This window comes from Mycobacterium sp. ITM-2016-00317, from assembly GCF_002968295.1.
In the GTDB taxonomy this organism is placed as follows: domain Bacteria; phylum Actinomycetota; class Actinomycetes; order Mycobacteriales; family Mycobacteriaceae; genus Mycobacterium.
Map to the genome: position 1 here is coordinate 5028452 of NZ_CP134399.1, position 21687 is coordinate 5050138.

At 69.5% G+C, this 21687-nt stretch carries 22 protein-coding genes; 5 read left to right on the forward strand and 17 right to left on the reverse strand.

What is annotated here, in order from left to right:
- Positions 1-134 precede the first annotated feature (134 nt).
- Positions 135-569, forward strand: a complete 435-nt coding sequence (locus C6A87_RS24080; RefSeq protein WP_311114538.1) for a PPOX class F420-dependent oxidoreductase — start codon at positions 135-137, stop codon at positions 567-569.
- On the opposite strand, the gene C6A87_RS24085 is transcribed toward C6A87_RS24080, so the two are convergent.
- From C6A87_RS24085 to C6A87_RS24105, 5 genes are read right to left on the reverse strand one after another with little or no spacing between them, the layout of a single operon-like run.
- Positions 493-1167: a CPBP family intramembrane glutamic endopeptidase gene (locus C6A87_RS24085; RefSeq protein WP_311114539.1), complete on the reverse strand. Its 675-nt coding sequence runs from the start codon at positions 1165-1167 to the stop codon at positions 493-495. The two genes, C6A87_RS24080 and C6A87_RS24085, sit on opposite strands and share 77 nt — an antisense overlap.
- Complete coding sequence (locus tag C6A87_RS24090; protein WP_311114540.1) at positions 1167-2888, reverse strand: alpha/beta hydrolase; 1722 nt, start codon at positions 2886-2888, stop codon at positions 1167-1169. The genes C6A87_RS24085 and C6A87_RS24090 overlap by 1 nt, the downstream gene beginning before the upstream one ends.
- Positions 2885-5218: a phosphoribosylformylglycinamidine synthase subunit PurL gene (gene purL, locus C6A87_RS24095; RefSeq protein WP_311118066.1), complete on the reverse strand. Its 2334-nt coding sequence runs from the start codon at positions 5216-5218 to the stop codon at positions 2885-2887. Before purL ends, C6A87_RS24090 begins: the two co-directional genes overlap by 4 nt.
- A gap of 43 nt (positions 5219-5261) precedes the next feature.
- Positions 5262-5603: a VOC family protein gene (locus C6A87_RS24100; RefSeq protein ID WP_311114541.1), complete on the reverse strand. Its 342-nt coding sequence runs from the start codon at positions 5601-5603 to the stop codon at positions 5262-5264.
- Positions 5604-5618: 15 nt separating this feature from the next.
- Positions 5619-6881: a M18 family aminopeptidase gene (locus tag C6A87_RS24105; protein ID WP_311114542.1), complete on the reverse strand. Its 1263-nt coding sequence runs from the start codon at positions 6879-6881 to the stop codon at positions 5619-5621.
- Between the two features lie 50 nt (positions 6882-6931).
- Here C6A87_RS24105 and C6A87_RS24110 point away from each other — a divergent pair, with 50 nt between their 5' ends.
- A complete protein-coding gene (locus C6A87_RS24110) occupies positions 6932-7957 on the forward strand; it encodes a Dyp-type peroxidase (protein WP_311114543.1) in 1026 nt (341 codons plus the stop codon).
- Entirely contained in the window at positions 7954-8751 is a 798-nt protein-coding gene (locus C6A87_RS24115) for a family 1 encapsulin nanocompartment shell protein (protein ID WP_311114544.1), read from the forward strand. The genes C6A87_RS24110 and C6A87_RS24115 overlap by 4 nt, the downstream gene beginning before the upstream one ends.
- 31 nt (positions 8752-8782) lie before the next feature.
- Here C6A87_RS24115 and purQ read toward each other — a convergent pair whose 3' ends face one another.
- From purQ to C6A87_RS24130, 3 genes are read right to left on the reverse strand one after another with little or no spacing between them, the layout of a single operon-like run.
- Entirely contained in the window at positions 8783-9457 is a 675-nt protein-coding gene (gene purQ / locus C6A87_RS24120; protein ID WP_311114545.1) for a phosphoribosylformylglycinamidine synthase subunit PurQ, read from the reverse strand.
- A complete protein-coding gene (purS, locus tag C6A87_RS24125) occupies positions 9454-9696 on the reverse strand; it encodes a phosphoribosylformylglycinamidine synthase subunit PurS (protein ID WP_311114546.1) in 243 nt (80 codons plus the stop codon). Before purS ends, purQ begins: the two co-directional genes overlap by 4 nt.
- 35 nt (positions 9697-9731) lie before the next feature.
- Positions 9732-10403, reverse strand: a complete 672-nt coding sequence (locus tag C6A87_RS24130) for an ATPase (protein WP_311114547.1) — start codon at positions 10401-10403, stop codon at positions 9732-9734.
- 36 nt (positions 10404-10439) lie between these two features.
- Between C6A87_RS24130 and C6A87_RS24135 the strand changes: the two genes are divergently transcribed.
- Positions 10440-11090: an MBL fold metallo-hydrolase gene (locus C6A87_RS24135; protein ID WP_311114548.1), complete on the forward strand. Its 651-nt coding sequence runs from the start codon at positions 10440-10442 to the stop codon at positions 11088-11090.
- Between the two features lie 58 nt (positions 11091-11148).
- Here C6A87_RS24135 and C6A87_RS24140 read toward each other — a convergent pair whose 3' ends face one another.
- The 6 genes from C6A87_RS24140 to C6A87_RS24165 all read right to left on the reverse strand — a co-directional run bounded on the left by C6A87_RS24140 (position 11149) and on the right by C6A87_RS24165 (position 17693).
- Complete coding sequence (locus C6A87_RS24140) at positions 11149-12783, reverse strand: FAD-binding dehydrogenase (RefSeq protein WP_311114549.1); 1635 nt, start codon at positions 12781-12783, stop codon at positions 11149-11151.
- A gap of 26 nt (positions 12784-12809) precedes the next feature.
- Entirely contained in the window at positions 12810-13514 is a 705-nt protein-coding gene (locus C6A87_RS24145) for a DUF2334 domain-containing protein (RefSeq protein ID WP_311114550.1), read from the reverse strand.
- A gap of 67 nt (positions 13515-13581) precedes the next feature.
- The gene (locus C6A87_RS24150) at positions 13582-14079 is read right to left on the reverse strand and encodes a glutathione peroxidase (protein ID WP_311114551.1); all 498 of its coding nucleotides are present in this window, start codon (positions 14077-14079) and stop codon (positions 13582-13584) included.
- 10 nt (positions 14080-14089) lie between these two features.
- Positions 14090-14671 carry a TetR/AcrR family transcriptional regulator gene (locus tag C6A87_RS24155; protein ID WP_311114552.1) on the reverse strand — a complete coding sequence of 194 codons (582 nt, stop codon included), beginning with the start codon at positions 14669-14671 and terminating at the stop codon, positions 14090-14092.
- Positions 14668-16791, reverse strand: coding sequence for a S9 family peptidase (locus C6A87_RS24160; protein ID WP_311114553.1), 2124 nt, complete (start codon positions 16789-16791; stop codon positions 14668-14670). Before C6A87_RS24160 ends, C6A87_RS24155 begins: the two co-directional genes overlap by 4 nt.
- Positions 16788-17693, reverse strand: coding sequence for a phosphoribosylaminoimidazolesuccinocarboxamide synthase (locus C6A87_RS24165; protein ID WP_311114554.1), 906 nt, complete (start codon positions 17691-17693; stop codon positions 16788-16790). Before C6A87_RS24165 ends, C6A87_RS24160 begins: the two co-directional genes overlap by 4 nt.
- A 52-nt stretch (positions 17694-17745) precedes the next feature.
- On the opposite strand from C6A87_RS24165, the gene C6A87_RS24170 reads away from it, so the two are divergent.
- Positions 17746-18378, forward strand: a complete 633-nt coding sequence (locus C6A87_RS24170; RefSeq protein ID WP_311114555.1) for a hypothetical protein — start codon at positions 17746-17748, stop codon at positions 18376-18378.
- A 21-nt stretch (positions 18379-18399) separates the two neighbouring features.
- On the opposite strand, the gene C6A87_RS24175 is transcribed toward C6A87_RS24170, so the two are convergent.
- From C6A87_RS24175 to purB, 3 genes are read right to left on the reverse strand one after another with little or no spacing between them, the layout of a single operon-like run.
- Positions 18400-18972, reverse strand: coding sequence for a DUF1707 domain-containing protein (locus C6A87_RS24175; RefSeq protein ID WP_311114556.1), 573 nt, complete (start codon positions 18970-18972; stop codon positions 18400-18402).
- 11 nt (positions 18973-18983) lie between these two features.
- Positions 18984-20216 (reverse strand): cytochrome P450, encoded by a 1233-nt coding sequence (locus C6A87_RS24180; protein ID WP_311118067.1) that lies wholly within the window; start codon positions 20214-20216, stop codon positions 18984-18986.
- 8 nt (positions 20217-20224) lie between these two features.
- Positions 20225-21643, reverse strand: coding sequence for an adenylosuccinate lyase (gene purB / locus C6A87_RS24185; RefSeq protein ID WP_311118068.1), 1419 nt, complete (start codon positions 21641-21643; stop codon positions 20225-20227).
- Between the last annotated feature and the right edge of the window lie 44 nt (positions 21644-21687).

The window sequence follows — 21687 nt, forward strand, 5'->3', positions numbered from 1 at the left end:
GCGATGCGCACACGCCCCCGACTCGCCGGAACGACCGGTGCCGCAACGAATCCCTCCGCTGCGGCGCGGGCTACCTCGCCTCTGACCGGTAATGTCTTGACCTCAATGCCTGTTGAGGTTTTACGTTGGGCGGCATGACCTTCACCACATTCGAAATCGAGTTCATGGAGCAGGCCGACGTGGGCAGACTGGCCACCATCCAGCCGGACGGCACGCCCCAGAACAGCCCCGTGGGCTTCACCTTCAACGACCGGCTGGGCACCATCGACATCGCCGGCTATCAGATGTCGCGCAGCCGCAAGTTCCGCAACATCGCGCAGAACAACAAGGTGGCCTTCGTCGTCGACGACATCCCGTCAAGGGATCCGTGGCGGGTCCGCTGCCTGGAGATCCGGGGCACCGCCGAACAGGTGCTGCTGGACGAGCCCCCGCGCGAACCCAACGGGGAGCCGCTGGATGGCGCCGTCATCCGCATCACCCCGCGTCGGGTGATCAGCTTCGGGATCGACGACCAGAAGACCGAGCCGCACCAGCTCGTCGCCCACGTCCGGAACGTCGACGGCGGCTGACGGCCAGCGCGGCGACCGCCCCGGCCTCGTTGACGGCGAGGTGGGCGATCATCGGTGCGGCCAGGCTGCCGGACTCGTCGTAGAGCCACGAGAAAAGCCACCCGGCGGCGCCGGTGACCAGCACCGTGCCGACGACCGGAGTTCCGGAGCTTCGCGCGTCGGGGATGTGGGACAGGCCGAACGTCGCCGCCGCGACGAGCCGCCCGACGCGGACCCCGAAGGCCCGCTCAGCGGCGGTGCCTGCCGCCGCGCGGTAGGCGGCTTCCTCGGCCCACACCGTGCCGACGGGGATGCGCAACAACAGCCAGCGGCCGGCGTCCGGCGGCCGCGCTCCTGCGGCCATCGCGTCGCGCACCGCCGGGATCGCCGTCGCGGCGGCGACGCTCGCCAGCACGGGCACCGCAGCCGCGCCGCCCCACCGCAGACCCGCCCACAGCGTGGGTGGCCGCAATCCCAGCAGAGGGCGGGCCAGCAGGGCCATCGCGGTGCCGAACACCGCCTGCGGCAACGGGTTCCACCGCGGCGGGATACGCAGTTTGACCGCGCTCCAGGCGAGCACCACAGCGGCCAGCGCCGTCGCGCGCAGCCGGTCGGCCATCAGGCGTCGCCGCTCTCGGTTTCCGTTTCCTCCAGCGCGATCCGGATCCTCTCGGTGTCCGCCCTGGTCCACCCTGGCGGGGCCGCGACCGCCGCCCAGCCGTCGACGATGAAGTCGCCGTAGTTGTGGCCGTGGCCGCCCGGCACCGACACGGCGTTGGTCATGTCGGCGGCGACCTGCCAGAAGGTGACGATCGGGTACCAGCGCATCGACGCGGTGCGGTCCCGCCCCGGTGGTTCGGAAAGCCAGTCGGGCCGGGTGAACAGCAGATCCTCCGACCACCACACGATCGGGTCGGACGGATGCTGCAGGAACAGCACCCGGGTGCCGTCCCACGGGGCCGCGGCGTCGGCGGCGATCTGCTCGGCGTCGTTGCCCTGCGAGAAGCGCACCGTGCGCCCGTTGTCGTAGCGCGGTTCGACCTCGGGGGTTCCGGGGTCGCGGCGCTCGGTGATGCCGCGCCACAACGGGCTGGCGTTGGGTGGGCCGACCCACAGCACCGAGGAGAACCCCTTGCGGGAGATGTCGGGCAGCCAGTCGAAGGCGCCCTGCCCGGCCATCGAGCCCAGGCTCTCGCCGTAGAGCAGCAGCCGCGGGCGACGGTCGGGCGGCAACTCGGCCCACCGGTCACGTACGGCGTCGATCATCGACCGGCCCGATCGCATCGACTTCTGCTGATCGCCGAGGAACGAAATCCAGCTCGGCAGATAGGAATACTGCGACCCGACGATCGCGGTGTCGCCGTTGTACATCATCTCCAGCGACTTCGAGGCGATCGGGTTGATCCACCCGGTACCGGTGGTCGGTGCGATCACCAGGACCTGGCGGTCGAATGCGCGGGTGCGCTCCAATTCGCTGAGCAGTACCGCCATCCGCGCTTCGTCGGTGTCGGCGGTCTGCAGGCCGACGTAGACCCGGATCGGCTCCCGGGCGGCCCTGCCGTTGATGCGGGTGAGCTCGTCGGCGCGGAGACCACCGGCGACGAAACTGCGCCCTTGGTGCCCGAGGGTGTCCCAGTCGGCGAAAGACTCTGGGCTGCCTGATCTTTCAGGGCGGTCAGGCTGCAGCACACCGTCTGCGGTGGTGAGGTTCTGCGGCTGGAACACCCAGTTGGCGCCGGCGAGGAAGCCACGCACCAGCACGCCGTTGACCAACGTGATCACCAGCACCACCACCACCGCGGTGCCGATGAACAGCGCGATCTCGTCGGACAGCCGCCAGCGCCGGATCAGGTACCGGGCCATCGTCCTGATGAGGTCCAGCACCACGCGGGCCCCCGCCACGCAGAGACCGCCGACGACGGCGGCGAGGGCGAGCGTGCGCAGGTAGCTCGACGTCGCCGGCCCCTCGATGCCCATCAGGGCCGACACCTGCCGCTGCCAGGCCGCGGCGGGGATCACCATCAGCACGCAGGCGCCGACCGACGCGGTGACCGTCACAACCTTGAGCACGGCGGCCAGCCGCCTCGGAGGCGGCCACCATTCCCGGCCCGCCAGCAGGAAGCGACGGACCATCCTGGCGAGGAACACGCCGATGCCGTAACCGATGGCGGCGTTGAGGCCGCCGATCAGCCCCTGGAACAGCCAGTCCCGGGGCAGCAGGGACGGCGTCAGCGACAGGCAGAAGAACAGCGCGCTGAACGCGATGCCGGTGAAATCGAGGCGTAGCAGGCGCCACGCCCACAGGTATGCGGGGTTTTTCTCGGTGTCGCTACCCGTCACCCGAACAACCCGGGCAGCACGCCCTCCGACGTGCGCCGCAATTCGCCGAGTGTCACCGTGAACTGACCCTGCACCTCGACGGTGGGTTCGCTGCCGTCCGGACCCGCGTCCACGACACCGATACGGGTGGCCGGCAGGCCGCGGGCCTCGCACATCGCGACGAACCGGCTCTCCTCGGTGCGCGGCACCGCGACGAGCGCCCGGCCCGCGGATTCGGAGAACAGCAGCACGAACGGGTCGCTGTCGGCGGGAAGGACGATGCGGCAACCGGTTTCGCCGGCCAGCGACGCCTCCACCACGGCCTGGATGAGACCGCCCTCGGAGAGGTCGTGCGCCGCCGAGATCAGCCCGTCCCGCGAGCCGGCGGTGAGCACCTCGGCCAGCAGGCGTTCCCGCTCCAGGTCGACCTTGGGCGGCACGCCACCGAGATGACCGGCGGTGACCTGCGCCCAGATCGACCCGTCGAACTCGTCCCGGGTGTCGCCCAGCAGGATCAGCGTCTCCCCCGGTTCGTTGCCGAAACCGGTGGGGATACGCCGCTTCACGTCGTCGATCACGCCGAGCACACCGACGACCGGGGTCGGCAGGATCGCGGTGCTGCCCGTCTGGTTGTAGAAGCTGACGTTGCCTCCCGTCACCGGAATGCCAAGGGCGGCAGCGCCATCGGCGAGTCCGCGGACAGCCTGGGAGAACTGCCACATCACGCCGGGATCCTCGGGCGAGCCGAAGTTCAGGCAGTTGGTCACCGCCACCGGGGTGGCGCCGGTGACCGCGACGTTGCGGTAGGCCTCGGCCAGCGCGAGCTGTGCCCCGGTGTAGGGGTCGAGCGCGGTGTAGCGCCCGGAGGCGTCGGTGGAGATCGCGATGCCGCGACCGGTCTGCTCGTCGACGCGCAGCACGCCGCCGTCGGCGTGCTCGGCCAGCACCGTGTTGCCGCGCACGTAGCGGTCGTACTGCTCGGTGATGAACGCGCGGCTGCACAGGTGCGGGCTTCCGAGCAGCTCCAGCAGCGTCGCACGTAGTTCCTCACCCGTCGACGGGCGCTTCAGCGACGCCGAGGTGTCGGCGACGAGCGCGTCCTGGCTGTCCGGACGCTGCACGGGCCGCTCGTACACGGGGCCTTCGTGGGCCACGGTGCGCGGCGGCACGTCGACGACGGTCTGGCCGTGCCAGGTGATCTCCAGACGGCCGCTGTCGGTGACCTCACCGATGACGGTGGCAAGCACATCCCACTTGCGGCAGACCTCCATGAACGCATCGACGTTGTCCGGCGTGACGACCGCGCACATCCGCTCCTGCGACTCGCTGGACAGGATCTCGGCGGGGGTCATGTTCGCCGCCCGCAGCGGCACCTGGTCCAGTTCGACCTTCATGCCGCCGTCGCCGGCGGAGGCGAGTTCAGAAGTGGCGCACGACAATCCGGCACCACCGAGGTCCTGGATACCGACCACGAGATCAGCGGCGTAGAGCTCCAGGCAGCACTCGATGAGCACCTTCTCGGTGAATGGGTCGCCGACCTGGACCGACGGCAGCTTCTTGCGGCCCGCACTTCTCGATGGTCCAGCTCCGCCTTCGGCTTCGTGTCCGCCCGCCTCGTCGCCCCCGAACGTCTCCGACGCCAGCACCGAGACGCCGCCGATGCCGTCGAGGCCGGTGCGGGCGCCGAACAGGATGATCTTGTTGCCCGCGCCGGAGGCGAAGGCCAGCTTCAGGTCCTCTTTGCGCAGCACGCCGACGCACAGCGCGTTCACCAGCGGGTTGCCCGCGTAGCTGGCGTCGAACACCGTCTCGCCGCCGATGTTGGGCAGGCCGAGCGAGTTGCCGTAGCCGCCGACACCGCGCACCACGCCGTCGAGGACGCGGCGGGTGTCGGGTGCGTCCGCGGCGCCGAAGCGCAGCTGGTCCATCACTGCGACCGGCCGGGCGCCCATCGCCATGATGTCGCGCACGATGCCGCCGACGCCGGTCGCCGCGCCCTGATAGGGCTCGATGTAGGACGGGTGGTTGTGGGACTCGACCTTGAAGGTGGCCGCCCATCCGTCGCCGATGTCGACGACGCCGGCGTTCTCACCGATACCGGCGAGCATGGTCTCGCGCATCTTCTCGGTGGTGGTCTCACCGAAGTAGCGCAGGTGCACCTTCGAGGACTTGTAGGAGCAGTGCTCGCTCCACATCACCGAGTACATCGCCAGCTCGGCGTCGGTCGGACGCCGGCCGAGGATTTCGCGGATCCGCTCGTACTCGTCGTCCTTGAGCCCCAGTTCCCGGAAGGGTTGGGGCTGGTCGGGAGTGGCGGCAGCCCGCTCGACGGTGTCTACCTCTTGGGTCAACCCAGACGTCACCGCGCCAGTCTAGCCAGGGCGCCGGTGCGACTCAGGCCACACAGAAGGCGTTGCCCTCCGGGTCGGCCAGCACCACCCATTCGAACTCGGGGCCGAAGTTGTTCCGGTCCGTCTCGCGCGCACCCAGTCCGACCAGTCGCGCCACCTCGGATTCGCGGTCCTCGGCGTGGAAGTCCAGGTGCACCTTGTTCTTCCCGGGGGTCGGGTCGGGTACCCGCTGGAACCCGAGGTTGGGTTCACCGTCGCGCACCACCATGACGAACTCACCGGGCGCGACGGCGTTCACTTCTCCACCCACCGCCTCGGCCCACCAGTCGGCGAGCGCGTCGGGATCCACACAGTCGAAAGTGACCATCTCAATCTTCAGCGACATGCGCCCGACCCTAAATCAGGCCGGTGACAAGAACGCCTGCAATGCCGCCGAATAATCGGCCACATCGGCGGCGCCCATCACCTCACGCGCCGAATGCATCGCCAGCTGCGCGGCGCCGACGTCAACGGTGGGGATGCCGGTGTTGGCCGCGGTCATCGGACCGATGGTCGACCCGCACGGCAGGTCGGCGCGGTGTTCGTAGCGTTGCAGGTTCACCCCGGCCTGCGCACACGCCAGCGCGAACGCCGCGGCCGTCCGCCCGTCGGTGGCGTAGCGCAGGTTGGGCTGCACCTTGAGCACCGGGCCGGCGTTGACCTCGATCAGATGGCCGGGCTCGTGCCGTTCCGGATAGTTCGGGTGGGTCGCGTGCGCCATGTCCCCCGACGCCACCATCGAGGTCGGCAGCCGTCGCAGGAAGTCCTCGCGGCTTCCGCCCGCGGCCAGCGTGATGCGCTCCAGCACCGTCAGCAGCAGCTCCGACTGGGCGCCGTGGTCGGACTGCGAGCCGACCTCCTCGTGATCGAAGAGCACCAGCACCGGCACCACACCGCAGCCGGGATCGGCCGCCAGGAACGCCTCCAGCCCGGCGTAGCAGGTGGCCAAGTTGTCCAGACGTGGCGCACTCACCAGCGCGTCGTCGGCGCCGACCAGCCGCGACGGGGTCAGGTCGTGGGTCATCAGGTCGAAGCCCAGCACGTCGTCCTCGTCGACCCCGGTCTCGTCGGCCACGAACCCCAGGAACGAGCGGGATCGGTCACCGACCCCCCACACCGCGTTGACGTGCCGCTGCGGGTTGAGCTCGACGCCCTTGCGGTCCTCGGACAGGTGGATGGCCAGCTGCGGGACCCGCAGGATCGGCTCGTCCACCCGGACCAGCGTGTGCCGGATCGTGTTGCCCTCCCGCACCGACAGCCGCCCGCTGATCCCGAGGTCGCGGTCCAGCCACGAGTTCAGCCAGGCGCCGCCGTACGGCTGCAGCGCGACGACCTGCCAGCCGGAGACGAACCGGTCGGGGTGCTGCTTGACCCGCAGGTTGGGGCTGTCGGTGTGGGCACCGACGATCCGAAACGGGAGCGCGCGGTCGTCCTCGCCTGTCCGCCAGGCGATCAACGATCCGGCGCGCACGGTGAAGAACTCGCCGGCGCCCGGCCACGGATCGCTCTCGGAGAGCTCGGTGAAACCGGCGGCGAGCAGACGGTCCGCGGCGGTGCGGCAGACGTGGAACGGCGACGGTGAGGCGTCGATGAACTCGCACAGACCCTGGGGGCTAGCAGGCATCTTTTCATCTTCGCCGATCGGCGCCCCCGATCTTGATTTAGGGTCGAACCGTGCCCGCCCCACTGCCCCAGCCGGTGCTCGCGCCGCTGACCCCGGCGGCGATCTTCCTGGTGGCCACGATCGACGACGGCGGCGAGCAGACGGTGCACGACGCGCTCGGGGACATCGCCGGGCTGGTGCGTGCGGTCGGCTTTCGCGATCCCGCCAAGCGGCTGTCGGTGGTGACCTCGATCGGCTCGCAGGCCTGGGACCGGCTGTTCTCCGGACCCCGGCCGGTCGAGTTGCACCCGTTCGCCGAACTCGACGGCGACCGCCACCACGCGCCGTCGACGCCGGGCGACCTGCTGTTCCACATCCGTGCCGAGACGATGGACGTGTGCTTCGAGTTGGCGACCAGACTGGTCGCCGCGATGGGGGTGATCACCGTCGTCGACGAGACCCACGGCTTCCGGTTCTTCGACAACCGTGACCTGCTGGGCTTCGTCGACGGCACCGAGAACCCGGACGGGCCGCTGGCCGACAGCGCCACCCGGATCGGGGACGAGGATCCCGACTTCGCCGGGGGCTGCTACGTCCACGTGCAGAAGTACCTGCACCTGATGGACTCGTGGAACGCGCTGTCGACCGAGGAGCAGGAGCGGGTGATCGGCCGCACCAAACTCGACGACATCGAACTCGACGACGCGGTCAAGCCGGCCAACTCCCATGTCGCGCTCAATGTCGTCGAGGACGAGGACGGCACCGAACTCAAGATCGTGCGGCACAACATGCCGTTCGGTGAGGTGGGGACGGGCGAGTTCGGCACCTACTTCATCGGCTACTCGCGCACCCCCGCGGTCACCGAGCGGATGCTGCGCAACATGTTCATCGGCGACCCGCCCGGCAACACCGACCGCATCCTGGACTTCTCGAAGGCCGTAACCGGTTCGATGTTCTTCACCCCGATCACAGATTTTCTGAACGACCCTCCCCCGCTTCCTGATTCGGCGACGGAGACCGCGCAACCCGCCGCTGAGGAACGCGGCGGATATGCGGGATCACTGGCGATCGGCAGTCTGAAAGGACAACCGCAATGAACAACCTGTACCGGGAACTGGCACCGGTCACCGATGCCGCGTGGGCGCAGATCGAGGAGGAGGCCACCCGGACGTTCAAGCGGAACATCGCGGGCCGTCGCGTCGTCGACGTCAGTGAGCCGGGCGGTCCGGTGACCGCGGGAGTGAGCACCGGCCATCTGCTCGACGTGGCGGCCCCCGGCGACGGCGTTGTCGCCCACCTGCGCGCCAGCCAGCCGCTGGTCCGGCTGCGGGTTCCGTTCACCGTCAACCGGATCGACATCGACGACGTCGAGCGCGGATCGCAGGACTCGGACTGGGATCCGGTCAAGGCGGCCGCTAAGAAGCTGGCGTACGCCGAGGATCGGGCGATCTTCGAGGGTTACCAGGAAGCGCAGATCCGCGGTATCCGCAATTCCAGCTCGTGCCCCAATCTGGCGCTGCCCGAGGACCCCCGCGACATCCCCGACGTGATCAGCCAGGCCCTGTCGGAGCTGCGACTGGCCGGCGTCGACGGACCGTACAGCGTGCTGTTGTCGGCCGAGGTCTACACCAAGGTCAGCGAGACCACCGCCCACGGTTATCCGATCCGGGAACACCTGAGCCGACTGGTCGACGGAGACATCATCTGGGCCCCCGCCATCGATGGCGCCTTCGTGTTGTCCACCCGTGGTGGGGATTTCGACCTACAGCTGGGCACCGATGTCTGCATCGGCTATCTGTCGCACGACGCCGAGACCGTGCAGCTGTACCTTCAGGAGACGCTGACGTTCCTGTGCTACACCGCGGAGGCCGCCGTCGCGCTCAGCGCCTGAGCACCTGCCCCCCTTGCCGCGAGCGTACGTGTCAGGACACCAGAACTGCGTCCAGTGCGGAGTAGAAGATGCCCAGGCCGTCGTCGGACGGACCGGTCAGCGCCTCGGTGGCGTGCTCGGGATGCGGCATCAGGCCGACGACGCGACCGTTGGCCGAGCTGATGCCTGCGATGCCCCGCATCGAGCCGTTGAGGTTCTCGCGGTAGCGGAACACCACCCGGCCGTCACCCTCCAGTTCGTCGAGCACGTTCTCGCTCGCGACGTAGCGGCCTTCCCCGGACTTCAGCGGGACCAGCAGGTCGGCGCCCAGCTCGTAGCGGCTGGTCCACGCGCTGGTGTTGGACGCGACCTCCAGCCAGGTGTCGCGGCAGATGAAGTGCAGGCCGGCGTTGCGGGTCAGCGCACCGGGCAGCAGACCTGCCTCGCACAGCACCTGGAAGCCATTGCAGATGCCCAGCACGGGCATGCCACGGCCGGCGGCCTCGACCACCTCGCCCATCACCGGCGCGAACTTGGCGATGGCGCCGGCGCGCAGATAGTCGCCGTAGGAGAAGCCGCCGGGGACGACGACCGCGTCGACACCCTTGAGGTCGGCGTCGGCGTGCCAGAGGCTCACCGGTTCGGCGCCGGCGAGCCGGACCGCCCGGGCGGCGTCGATGTCGTCGAGCGTGCCCGGGAAGGTGATCACCCCCACCTTGGCGGTCATGCCCGGTCTTCCCGGGTCACGGTCCAGTCCTCGATCACGGTATTGGCGAGCAGCGATTCGGCGATCTCGGCGAGCTTCGCGTCGTCGATGTCACCGTCGATCTCCAGCTCGAAACGCTTGCCCTGCCGCACATCTGAGATGCCCTCGAACCCGAGCCGGCCCAGCGCCCCGACGATCGCCTGTCCCTGCGGATCCAGGATCTCCGTCTTCGGCATGACGTTCACCACCACTTTTGCCACGGCGTCACTCTACCTGCGGCGACACCGGCACCGCTTCACCGGCATGAGCCCAGATATGCCGCACACAGCGGGAACGCCATCGCGTCGAGCACCTGTGTGTCCGACGCCACCCCGCGCCACTCGACCGCGGCGGGCAGCGTCGTCCACAACGTGAGCTCGACCAGGGAACTACTGGCCGGGTCGGCGACCAGATAGGTCCGCATGACGCGGCGGCCGGCGTCGCTGATGACACTGACCAGCTGCATGGCGTCGTTGGTGGTCAGCGACGGCGACACCTTCGGCGCGGTCAGGTGGCACGACGCCAGTGACATCCGCGCCCACTCCAGCGTCTGCAGGGCGGTCCGCCCACCGGTGACGACGTCGCCGCGCCAGTGCAGCACCTGGACGTGCAGGTTCCAATGCCCCGGCGCGTTGGCGATCCGGGACCGGGCGGCCACGACGTAGTCGCGCGGGTCGTCGACGCGTGCGGGGCTCGCGCACCAGGACTCGAACTCGAACCGCGGCGCGGTCACCGCCACCGCGAGGCGGGCCATCCCGGGCCAGCGGTACACCGGGTGCAGCGGCACCGCGCCGGACTCGATCCACGCCACGTCGGGGATCGCGTCGCAGACCGGCGGGCACACGCCCGGGACCGGACGCGCGATCCCGGGCGTCACGGCAACCCCGAACACCGCGACCGCCAGCGCCATCACCACACGTGCGTACACCTGCACCCCCCTGAACCCTGAGCGCACAATATAGGGATGCAGCTCACACATTTCGGCCATTCCTGCCTACTGGCGAGCTTCGACGGCGCTGCCGGGCAGACCACGGTGCTGTTCGATCCGGGCAACTTCTCGCACGGGTTCGAGGGCATCACCGGTCTGGACGCGATCCTGATCACCCACCAGCATCCCGACCACGTCGATACTGCGCGCCTGCCCGCGCTCCTCGAGGCCAATCCGCAGGCCGCGCTGTATGCCGATCCGCAGACGGCGCAACAACTCGGTGGCCGCTGGCAGGCGGTCAACGTCGGCGACGAGCTGTCGATCGGCCATCTCACGGTGCGCGGCGCCGGTGGCGTCCACGCCGTCATCCATCCGGAAATCCCTGTCATCGACAACATTTCGTATCTCGTCGGCGACGGCGAGCACCCGGCCAGGTTCATGCATCCCGGCGATGCGCTGTTCGTTCCCGACGAACCGGTGGACGTGCTGGCCACCCCGGCCGCGGCGCCGTGGTTGAAGATCTCCGAGGCCGTCGACTACCTGCGCGCAGTGGCGCCCACCCATGCCGTGCCGATCCACCAGGCGATCATCGACCCGATCGGCAGGCCCATCTTCTACGGCCGGCTGTCGGAAATGACCGACACCGACTTCCAGGTGCTCGAACAGGAGAGCGCCACCCGGTTCTGAGCGTGAATCCGGCGCGCTCGAGCACCCTAGGTGTCGCGTTTCGCGCCGGATACGCCGGTCAGGCGACGTCCCTCGCGGCAGCGCGGCCCGCGGCACGGCCGGAGAACACGCACCCGCCGAGGAAGGTGCCCTCCAGCGATCGGTAGCCGTGCACGCCGCCGCCGCCGAATCCCGCGGCCTCCCCGGCGGCGTACAGACCCGGCAGCACCGAGCCGTCGCCGCGCAGCACCCGCGAGTCCAAGTCGGTCTGCAAGCCGCCCAACGACTTTCGCGTCAAGATGTGCAGCTTGACCGCGATCATGGGCCCGGCCTTCGGGTCGGTCAAACGGTGCGGGGCCACCACCCGGCTGAGTCTGTCCGGCAGGTAAGCCCGCGCGCCCCGGATCGCGGTGATCTGGCCGTCCTTGGTGAACCGGTTGCTCACCTCCCGGTCGCGCGCGGTGACCTCGGCTTCGACCACGTCGAAGTCCAGCGGCACGACGTTGGGCACCGCGTTCATCTCGGTGACGAGCGCGCGCAGCGTCGGCGCGGTGACGAAGTCGACGCCCTTGTCCACGAACGCGTGCACCGGGGCGGGCCCCTTGAGCCCGCGTTCGAGCACCGCACGGATGCTGCGGTTGGTCAGGTCGGGGTTCTGTTCCTCGCCGGACAGCCCGAACTCCTTGGCGATGATGCGGGAGTTCAGCACGAACCAGGTGTAGTCCTGGCCGGTCTGGGCGATGTACTCCAGCGTGCCGAGCGTGTCGAACCCCGGGTACAGCGGCACCGGCAGCCGTTTGCCGTGCGCGTCCAGCCACAGCGACGACGGCCCGGGCAGGATCCGGATGCCGTGCCGCGGCCAGATCGGGTCGTAGTTGGTGATGCCTTCGGTGTAGTGCCACATCCGGTCTTTGTTGACGACGCTGGCGCCTGCGCTCTCCGAGATCTGCAGCATGCGGCCGTCGACGTGCGCGGGCACCCCGCTGAGCAGTTGTTCGGGCACCCGTCCCATCCGCGTGGGCCAGTACTTGCGCACCAGGTCGTGGTTGCCCCCGATACCGCCGCTGGCCACGATCACCGCCTGCGCCCGCATCTCGAAGTCGCCGACGACCTCGCGGGAGGACGGCGCACCCCGCACCGCCGTGGACGGTTCCAGGACGGCGCCGCGCACCCCGACCACCGCCCCGTCCTCGACGATCAGCTCGTCCACCCGGTGCCGGTGGACGAAGCGCACCCGCGGGGCCCCGGTCAGCCGCCGCGCGAAGATGTCGACCAGCGCGGGCCCGGTGCCCCAGGTGATGTGGAAGCGCGGCACCGAGTTGCCGTGCCCGTTGGCCCCGTACCCGCCGCGTTCGGCCCAGCCGACCAGCGCGAAGGTCTGCAGGCCGCGGTCGCGCAGCCAGCTGCGCTTTTCGCCCGCGGCGAAGTCGACGTAGGCGTGGGCCCACTGCCGTGGCCAGTGGTCCTCGGGCCGGTCGAACCCGGCCGAACCCAGCCAGTCCTGCAGCGCGAGCTCGTGACTGTCCCGGATGCCCATGCGCCGCTGCTCGGGGCTGTCGACGAAGAACAGCCCGCCGAACGACCAGAACGCCTGACCGCCGACGTTGGCCTCGTTCTCCTGGTCGACGATCACCACGCTTCGGCCGCGCTCGGCCAGCTCGCACGCTGCGACCAGACCTGCCAGCCCGGCGCCCACCACGATGACATCAGCCATGAGGCCAATGTAGTCAGCCGAGGGTCCTAGGCGGCCGAGGTCAGCGCAGGTCCGGGCCGCCACCGGTAGACCGTGGGCGCGCACGAGTGCAGCATCGCCAGTTCGACGGCGTCGAGCACCGTCTGCCGGGGACCCGGGCGGCTCAGCTGCCGGGCCGACACCGCCAGCCGCACCGTCCCGCCGCGGCGCGCCGTGCGTTCGGCGGCCAGCACCAGCGTGCGGCACCACCACGGTTCGGCGAGGAAGCCCCCGCCGATGCCGAGCACCCGCGCGCGCACGGTGCGCCCATCGACCAGGTCGGTGATGCCCGCCAGCCCAGCCAGGACGCGGAACCCGTTGCGGGGCAGCGCCTTGACCGCGCCCGGGGAGACGTTCCAGCCGGGAGCGGCGAAGATCCGGGTGCGCAGGTCCAGATGCTCCATGATCCTGTCCGCGGCCATCAGCCGCAGGTTCGCCTCGTGCGCGGGCAGCGTGGCGAACTCACCTCGGCGCGCTGTGGTGGCGGCCTCGTCGAATCCGTGCAGCACGACGGCGTCGCCGTGCCTGCGCCGGTCGATCAGCCAGTCCACGGTGCCCGTGTCCCGGTCCAGCCGGTACCCGCCCTTGAGACGCGGTGACACCAGCAACGACACCGGCACGCCACGGTCGTCGAGTGCATCGCAGAACATGGCGACATCGCCGAGGGTCCGGTCTCTGATCCCGGAGATGGACACGATCAGTTGTCCTGCCACGACCGAAGTGTCGCAAGGCGACATGTCCTGGAGGTGGCCGACACCGCGCGCCCAGGTGTCGCTTCGGCTAGCGGGGCAAGACGTCCTCGATGGCCGAGATCACCTCGGGGGCGTCCGGGGCGGTGCGGGGGCGGAAGCGTCTGATGACCGCGCCGCCGGGGGCGAGCAGGAACTTCTCGAAGTTCCACTGCACGTCGCCGGCCTCGCCGTCCTCGTCGGCGGCTCGGGTCAGCTCGGCGTACAGCGGATGCCTGCCGGGGCCGTTGACGTCGGTCTTCTCCAGCAGCGGGAACGTGACGCCGTAGGTCGTCGAGCAGAACGCCTGAATCTCCTCGGCGGTGCCGGGCTCCTGTCCCATGAACTGGTTGCAGGGCACGCCGATCACCGTGAGTCCGCGCTCGCGGTAATCCTTCGCGAGCTGTTCGAGCGCGGTGTATTGCGGTGTCAGACCGCATTTGGAGGCGACGTTGACCACCAGCGCGGCGCCGTCGGTCAACTCCGCGAGCGTGGTGGGCAGGCCGTCCAGGGTGGTGAGCGGGATGTCGGTGATCGCAGCGTCAGTCATGGCGCCGACGCTACTCGCCGGTGGCCTCGGCAGGCCGGTTCGGGGTGAACAGCATCCGCGCCACCCGTTCGGCGGTGGCGACCGGGTCGGCGTCGGTGGCGATCGCCTTGTTGAGCCACAGCATCGCGAAGCCGTGCGCCAGTGACCATGCGGCCAGCTCGGCGGCGTGCGGATCCTCACCGGCGCGCGGATCGTCGAGCGTGCCGACCCCGGACGCCAGCTCGGCGCCTGCGGCCGCCTGCGCGGCGATCAACTCCGCATTGTGCGGATCGATCAGCGAACGGTCGAACATCACCTCGAAGTGGCCGGGATGCTGCACCGCGAAGCCCACGTAAGCCCGTGCCGCGTCGAGGAATTCCGGCCGGGCCTGGTCCAGCGCGGCGGCCAGCATCTGCCACCCCTGCGTGGCCAGTGCGGTGAACAGGCCGCGCCGGTCGGTGAAGTGGTGCGCCGGGGCGGCGTGGGAAACGCCTGCGGTGCGGGCCAACTCGCGCAACGAGACGCCGTCGGCGCCGCGTTCGGCGACCAGCGCGGCGGCCTGGGCGAGGATGACGGCCTTCAGGTCGCCGTGGTGGTAGGAGCCGCGGGTCATCTGGCGCCGGCGACGTCCAAGATCCAGGCGTACTGGAACGCGGTCTCCTTCCACCGCTCATAGCGTCCGCTGATCCCGCCGTGCCCGGCGTTCATCTCGGTCTTGAGCAGCACCCGGTCCGAGTCACGGGCCGGGTCCTGCTGCGCGTGGCGCAGCGCGGCAACCCATTTGGCGGGTTCGACGTAGTACACCCTGGTGTCGTTGAGCGAGGTCATCGCCAGGATCGCCGGGTAGCGTTTCGGCTCGACGTTCTCGTACGGCGAGTAGGACTTCATGTAGCGGTAGACCTCGGGGTCCTCCAGCGGGTTGCCCCATTCGTCCCATTCGGTCACCGTCAGCGGCAGTGACGGGTCCAGGATGGTGGTCAGCGGGTCGACGAACGGTACCGCGGCCAGGATGCCGGCGAACAGGTCGGGCGCCATGTTGGCGACCGCGCCCATCAGCAGCCCGCCCGCGCTGCCGCCGTAGGCCACCATGCGCTCCGGTGTGGTCACGTCGGTGCCGACGAGATGGCTTGCCACGGCGATGAAGTCGGTGAAGGTGTTGCGCTTCTCCAGCAGCTTCCCGTGCTCGTACCACGGCCGTCCCAGCTCACCGCCGCCGCGGACGTGGGCCACCGCGAAGATCATCCCGCGGTCGAGCAGCGACAGCCGCGCGATGGAGAACCGCGGGTCCTCACAGGACTCGTAGGCTCCGTAGCCGTAGAGCAGCACCGGCGCCGGGTGTTTGAGGCCGGCCCGGTGGATGATCGAGATGGGCACCCGTGCGCCGTCGGGGGCCACCGCCCAGTCCCGGCGCTCGACGTAATCCTCGGGACGGTAGTCGCCCAGTACGGGCTGTTCCCGCAGCAGCGTGCGCTCGCCGGTGGCGAGGTCGAGATCGTAGATGCGCACCGGGGTGACGAACGAGGTCGCGCCGATCCGCATCTTGGGCGCGCTCCAGTTCGGGTTGGCCGAGAGCCCGACCGACATCAGTTCGGAGTCGAACGTGATGTCTTGGGCCTCACCGTATCCGGCGGCCCCGATCGGCCACAGCTGGATGCGCGGCAGCGCGTCCTTGCGGTAGCTGACCACGAGGTGTTCGCCGAACGCGTCCACGGCGTCGAGTCGGACGTCGGCCCGGTGTTCGATCAGGGTGTGCACGTCGGTCGGATCGGTGACCGGCGCTTCGACGAGGGTGAAGTTCTCGGCGCCGTCGTTGTGCAGGATCAGGAACCGGTCTTCGCCGCCGACGACGGCATGGTCGACCGAGTACTCGACGGATTCGCGGCGCGGCCACACGGTGGTGAACTCGGCCTGCGGATCGGCGGCGTCGGCGTAGCGCAGTTCGGAGGTGACCGCGCTGCCCGCCGCGATGATCACGTACTTGTTGCTGCGGGTGCGGCCCGCCGCGACCCAGAACCGTTCGTCGGGTTCGTGGAAGACCCGCTCGGCGGGCAGCCCCGAACCCAGCCGGTGACGCCACACCGTGTCGGGCCGCCAGGCGTCGTCGACGGTCACGTAGTAGACGGTGCTGTTGTCGGCGGCCCAGGTGGCGCCGGCGCCGATGCCGACGATCTCGTCCTCGTAGCGCTCGCCGGTGCGCAGATCCTTGAATCGCAGCGTGTACCGCTCGTCACCCTTGACGTCCACGGAGTAGGCCAGGATGTGTCCGTCGATGCTGACGGTGGCCGCACCGAGGGAGAAGAAGTCGTGCCCCTCGGCCTCGACGTTCTCGTCGAGCAGGACCTGTTCGCCGGGGATCTCGGTGTTCTCGTCGAACACCGGCGGCGTCCAGTCGTCGGGATCTGTGACAGGGCAACGGCATTGCACTCCGTACTGCTTGCCCTGGAAGCTGCGCCCGTAGTACCACCAGTCGCCGCGGCGGGTCGGCACCGACAGGTCGGTCTCCTTGGTGCGGGCCTTGATCTCGTCGAAGATGCTCTGCCGCAGCGGCGCGAGGTCCTCGGTCACGTGTTCGGTGAAGGCGTTCTCGGCTTCGAGGTAGTCGATCACCTCCTGGCTGGACTTGTCCCGCAGCCATTCGTACGGGTCGACGAACACGTCACCGTGGTGTTCGCGAACGGTGTCGATCCGCTTGGCCACCGGCGCCGCGGGGCCTGTCGTCGGGCTTGAAGTCATGCGCGGCCGCCGATCCAGTCGTCGAACCGAAGACCCGAAATACGTTCGTAGGCTTCGATGTAGCGTGCCCTGGTGGCGTCGACGATGTCGGGCGGGAGCGGCGGCGGGGCTTCATCGCCGCGGCGGTCCCAACCGGAGTCCGGCCCGGTGAGCCAGTTGCGCACGAACTGCTTGTCGAAGCTGTTCTGCACGTGTCCCTCGGTGTAGTCGTCGGCGCGCCAGTAGCGCGACGAGTCCGGCGTGAACACCTCGTCGGCGAGCTTGAGCTCCCCCCGGGCGTCGACGCCGAACTCGAACTTGGTGTCGGCGACGATGATGCCCTTGGTCAGCGCATGCGCGGCGCCCTGGCTGTAGGTCCGCAGCGTGCGCTCGCGCAGTTCGTCGGCGCGCTCGGCCCCGATCAGAGCGACGACGTCGTCGAAGGTGATGTTCACGTCGTGCTCACCGAGGTCGGCCTTGGTGGCCGGGGTGAACAGCGGCTCGGCGAACTTGCTGGCCTCCACCAGGCCCGGCGGCAGCGGTATGCCGCAGACCGCCCCGGTCTCCTGGTAGTCGAGCAGTCCCGAGCCGGTCAGGTAGCCGCGGGCCACCGCTTCCACCGGGAGCATCTCCAGTTGTTCGACCACCAACGCGCGGCCGAGCACCTCTTCGGGGATGCGCTCGTCGTCGGGCGGGCCTGCCAGGTGGTTGGGCACCTCGGCGACCCGGCTCAGGTAGTCGAAGAAGAACACGCTCATCGCGGTCAGCACGCGGCCCTTGTCGGGGATCTCGGATTTTAGGATGTGGTCGTAGGCCGAGATCCGGTCCGTGGCGACGAAGAGCAGGTGCCCGTCGTCGACGCGGTACAACTCACGGACCTTGCCGCTGGCCAGATGCTGGTAGTCGGACAGAGCGGGACGCATCGGGCCAGCCTATCGGGCCGCAGAAACGCGGCTGTGTGCTGTGATCGATCCCATGACATCTCGGTGGATCCCCTACGCGACGACCCCTGGCCGGTTGTTGTGGCAGCTGGTCAGCGACATCGTGGTGGTCGTCTGGACCGCGATCTGGGTGTGGGTGGGCGTCGCGGTGCACTCGGCGGTGTCGACGGTCGCCGAGTTCGGCTACCAGTTGGAGAGCGGGGCCAACGGGGTGGCGGGCAACCTCGACTCCGCCGGGAGCAGCGCCGGTGACGTGCCGTTGATCGGTGGCACCATCGGCGGCCCGTTGACCGCGGCCGGCGATGCGGCACGGGAGATCGCCGGTGCAGGCCAGACGCTGGGGGTGACCGCAGGCTGGCTGGCCTGGCTGCTGGCTCTGGCGGTCGCGGCGCCGCCGGTGCTCGCGCTGATCATGCCGTGGCTGTTTCTGCGGGTGCGGTTCTTCCGGCGCAAGTGGACCGCGGTGACGCTGTCCTCGACCTGGGCCGGGGAGCAGTTGCTGGCGCTGCGGGCGCTGGCCAACCGGCCGCTGCCCAAGCTCGCCGCGATCAGCACCGACCCGGTCGGCGCGTGGCGGGAACAGGACCGCGTGGCGATCCGGGGGCTGGCCGCGCTGGAGCTGAGGGCCTCGGGCATCCGGGCGGCCAACCTCACACGCGCCGAGTGAGCGGCTGGCGCCTCTGCCCTGCTACTTGAGCAGCCGCTTGAGTGAGGTCCCGAACGGGTGCCGGGCGGTCACCGAGCCGAAGCGCACCCGGCCGGAGACGACCACATGCAACCGGCGGGACACGGGGCTGGTCGTCACTCGCAGGGAGGTGGACGCCGCGATGTTGACGAGGCCGTTGAGGTCGGCGGTCGCGCCGTCGGGCAGGATCAGCTCTGTCGAGCTGCAGTAGTCGTCGATGTCGATGTACACCACCGGACCGGTCAGCACCGCCGAGGTGAAATCCAAAGTGGTCGAACACATCCGGGTGGACAGCCGCAACCGGCCCGGCACGGTCCACTGCCCTTTACGGGTGATGCTCGACATCCATCCGCCCAGCACCTCCGGCGGCGCCTGCGTGGGGCGGCGACGGACGTGGGGAAGGTCGGCGATCACGGTGTCGAGTTCGCGGCGGGTCCGCGCCGCGAGCACGACGTCGACCCGCTGGGTGTACTCGTCGAGGGTCAGCATGCCCTGTCCCACCGCGTGCTCAAGGATCTGTGTCACCGCTGCACGATCGGCATCCGACGCTCTGATGTCGGGTTGTCGAGGGTCCATGTGGTTCGAGCTTAGGCTGACGCGGTCAGCTCGACCACCAGGTGGCGGATGCCGGTGTGCCGGTTGCTGCGCGTCCACTCCACCGGCCGACTCAAGGTGACCGACTCGAAGCGGCGCAGCAGCTCCTCGAAGATCACCCGCAGCTCCAGCCGGGCCAGGTTGGCGCCCAGGCAGTAATGCACGCCCTGCCCGAAACCCAAGTGCGGATTGGGCTTACGGGTGATATCGAACCGGTCCGGGTGGTCGAATACGGCGGCGTCGCGGTTGGCCGAAGCCTCCCACACCAGCACCTTCTGGCCCGGTTCGATGTTCTGGCCACCCAGCGTGGCGTGCCGGGTCGCGGTGCGCCGCTTCGACGGCGACGGAGAGGTCCAGCGCACCATCTCCTCGATGGCCGTCGGCAACGCCGCCGGGTCCTGGCGGAGCGCCAGGTAGGACTCGGGGTTCTCGACCAGTGCCAGCAGCCCGCCGGCGATGGCATTGCGGGTGGTTTCGGCGCCCGCGCTGAACAGCAGGTTGAAGAACAGGTAGCTCTCCAGGTCGGACAGCTCCGGATCGGCGGAGTTCACCACCAACGACAACATGTCGTCACTCGGTCGGGCCTTCTTGGCCGCGATCAACTCCTGGCCGTATTCGAACATCCTGGAGCCGGCCTCCTCGACCGACAGCCGGGTGATCGCAGCCTTGCGCGACCCGCCGAAGTCGAAGCTGGGCTCGATCGCCTCGAACAACCAATGCCGTTCGGACTCAGGGACTCCGAGCAGGATGCAGATCATCTGCATCGGCACCTCGGCGGCGACGTCGACCAGAAAGTCAACCGGCACTCCGGGATCGACCTCGTCGAGCAGGCGCCCTGTACGGGCCCGGAGATCATCCTCGACGCGGCGGATCATCCGCGGGGTCAGCCCCGAGCTGACCAGTCGGCGCACCGCGGCGTGCCGCTCGCCGTCCATCATGTTGAGCAGCTGACCGGCGATCGGCAGGTCCTGCAGCAGGGTGCCGCCGAAGGGGCGCCCGCCACCGGTGACCGACGAATAGGTGTCCGGGTCGCGCAGCACCGCAAGGGTTTCGGCGTGGGTGGCCACCGACCAGAAGCCCTCACCGTCCGGGGTGTTCTCGGTCGGCTCGTGCCAGTAGACGGGCGCGTGGGCCCGATGCCGCGCGAACAGCTCGTGCGGAAACCCTGCGGCGAAGTTGTCCAGATCGGTGAAGTCGATCGCAGGCAATGGACCCAGCGCCCCGATCGATGAAGTCACAGAATCGCGCCCGAGGTGTACTCGGCGGCTCCGGGGAACCGCGCGATCAGGTCGTCGACGGCCGCGGCGACGCGGTCGACCTGGTCACCGGCGGCGCCGGTGAAAGCCTGCTTGTCGGCCAGCGCGGCGTCGAGCGCCGGGCGGTCCAGCGGCAGTCGCGGATCGGCGGCCAGCCGGTCCAGCAGGTCGGGTTCGGCGCCCTTCTCCCGCATCGCCAGCGCCACCGCGACAGCGTGCTCCTTGATCACCTCGTGTGCGGTCTCGCGGCCGACGCCGGCGCGCACCGCGGCCATCAGGATCCTGGTGGTGGCCAGGAACGGCAGATAGCGGTCGAGCTCACGCTGGATCACCGCCGGGTAGGCACCGAACTCGTCGAGCACGGTCAGGAACGTCTCGGTCTGCCCGTCGAGGGCGAAGAACGCATCCGGCAGCGCGACGCGGCGCACCACCGAGCAGAACACGTCGCCTTCGTTCCACTGCGCACCGGCGAGCTCGGCCACCATCGAGGCGTATCCGCGCAGCACCACCTGCAGACCGTTCACGCGCTCGCACGACCGGGTGTTCATCTTGTGCGGCATCGCCGACGAACCGACCTGGCCCGGGGCGAACCCCTCGGTGACCAGTTCGTGGCCGGCCATCAGCCGGATGGTGTGGGCCAGCGAGGACGGCCCGGCACCGAGCTGCACGAGCGCGGACACCACGTCGTAGTCGAGGGAGCGCGGATAGACCTGGCCGACACTGGTGAACATCGTGGAGAACCCCAGGAAGGCGGCGACCCGCGTCTCCAGTTGGGCCAGCCGCTCGGTGTCCCCGTCGAACAGGTCGAGCATGTCCTGCGCCGTGCCCATCGGGCCCTTGATCCCGCGCAGCGGGTAGCGGTCGATCAGCTCGATGACCCGGTTCAACGCGACCAGCAGCTCCTCGGCCGCCGACGCGAATCGCTTGCCCAGCGTGGTGGCCTGCGCCGCGACGTTGTGGCTGCGGCCCGCCATCGCCAGGTCCCGGTAGAGGGTGGCGCGCTCGGCCAGCCGGGCGAGCACCGCGATGCCGTGGTCGCGCACCAGTTGCAGCGAGCGCCGGATCTGCAGCTGTTCGACGTTCTCGGTGAGGTCCCGGCTGGTCATGCCCTTGTGCACGTGTTCGTGCCCGGCCAGCGCGTTGAACTCCTCGATGCGCGCCTTCACGTCGTGGCGCAGCACCCGCTCCCGCGTTGCGATGGAGGCCAGGTCCACGTCCTCCAGCACCCGCTCGTAGTCGGCGATCACCCCGTCGGGGACGTCCACGCCGAGCTCGGCCTGGGCCTTCAGCACCGCCAGCCACAGCCGCCGCTCGGCGACGATCTTGGCTTCCGGCGACCAGATCGCCACCATCTCTTCGCTGGCATACCGGTTGGCCAGGACGTTCGGGACAGGCACGGGAGCACTCACGAACACACAGCCTATCGGCCGCTGGTCCAGCG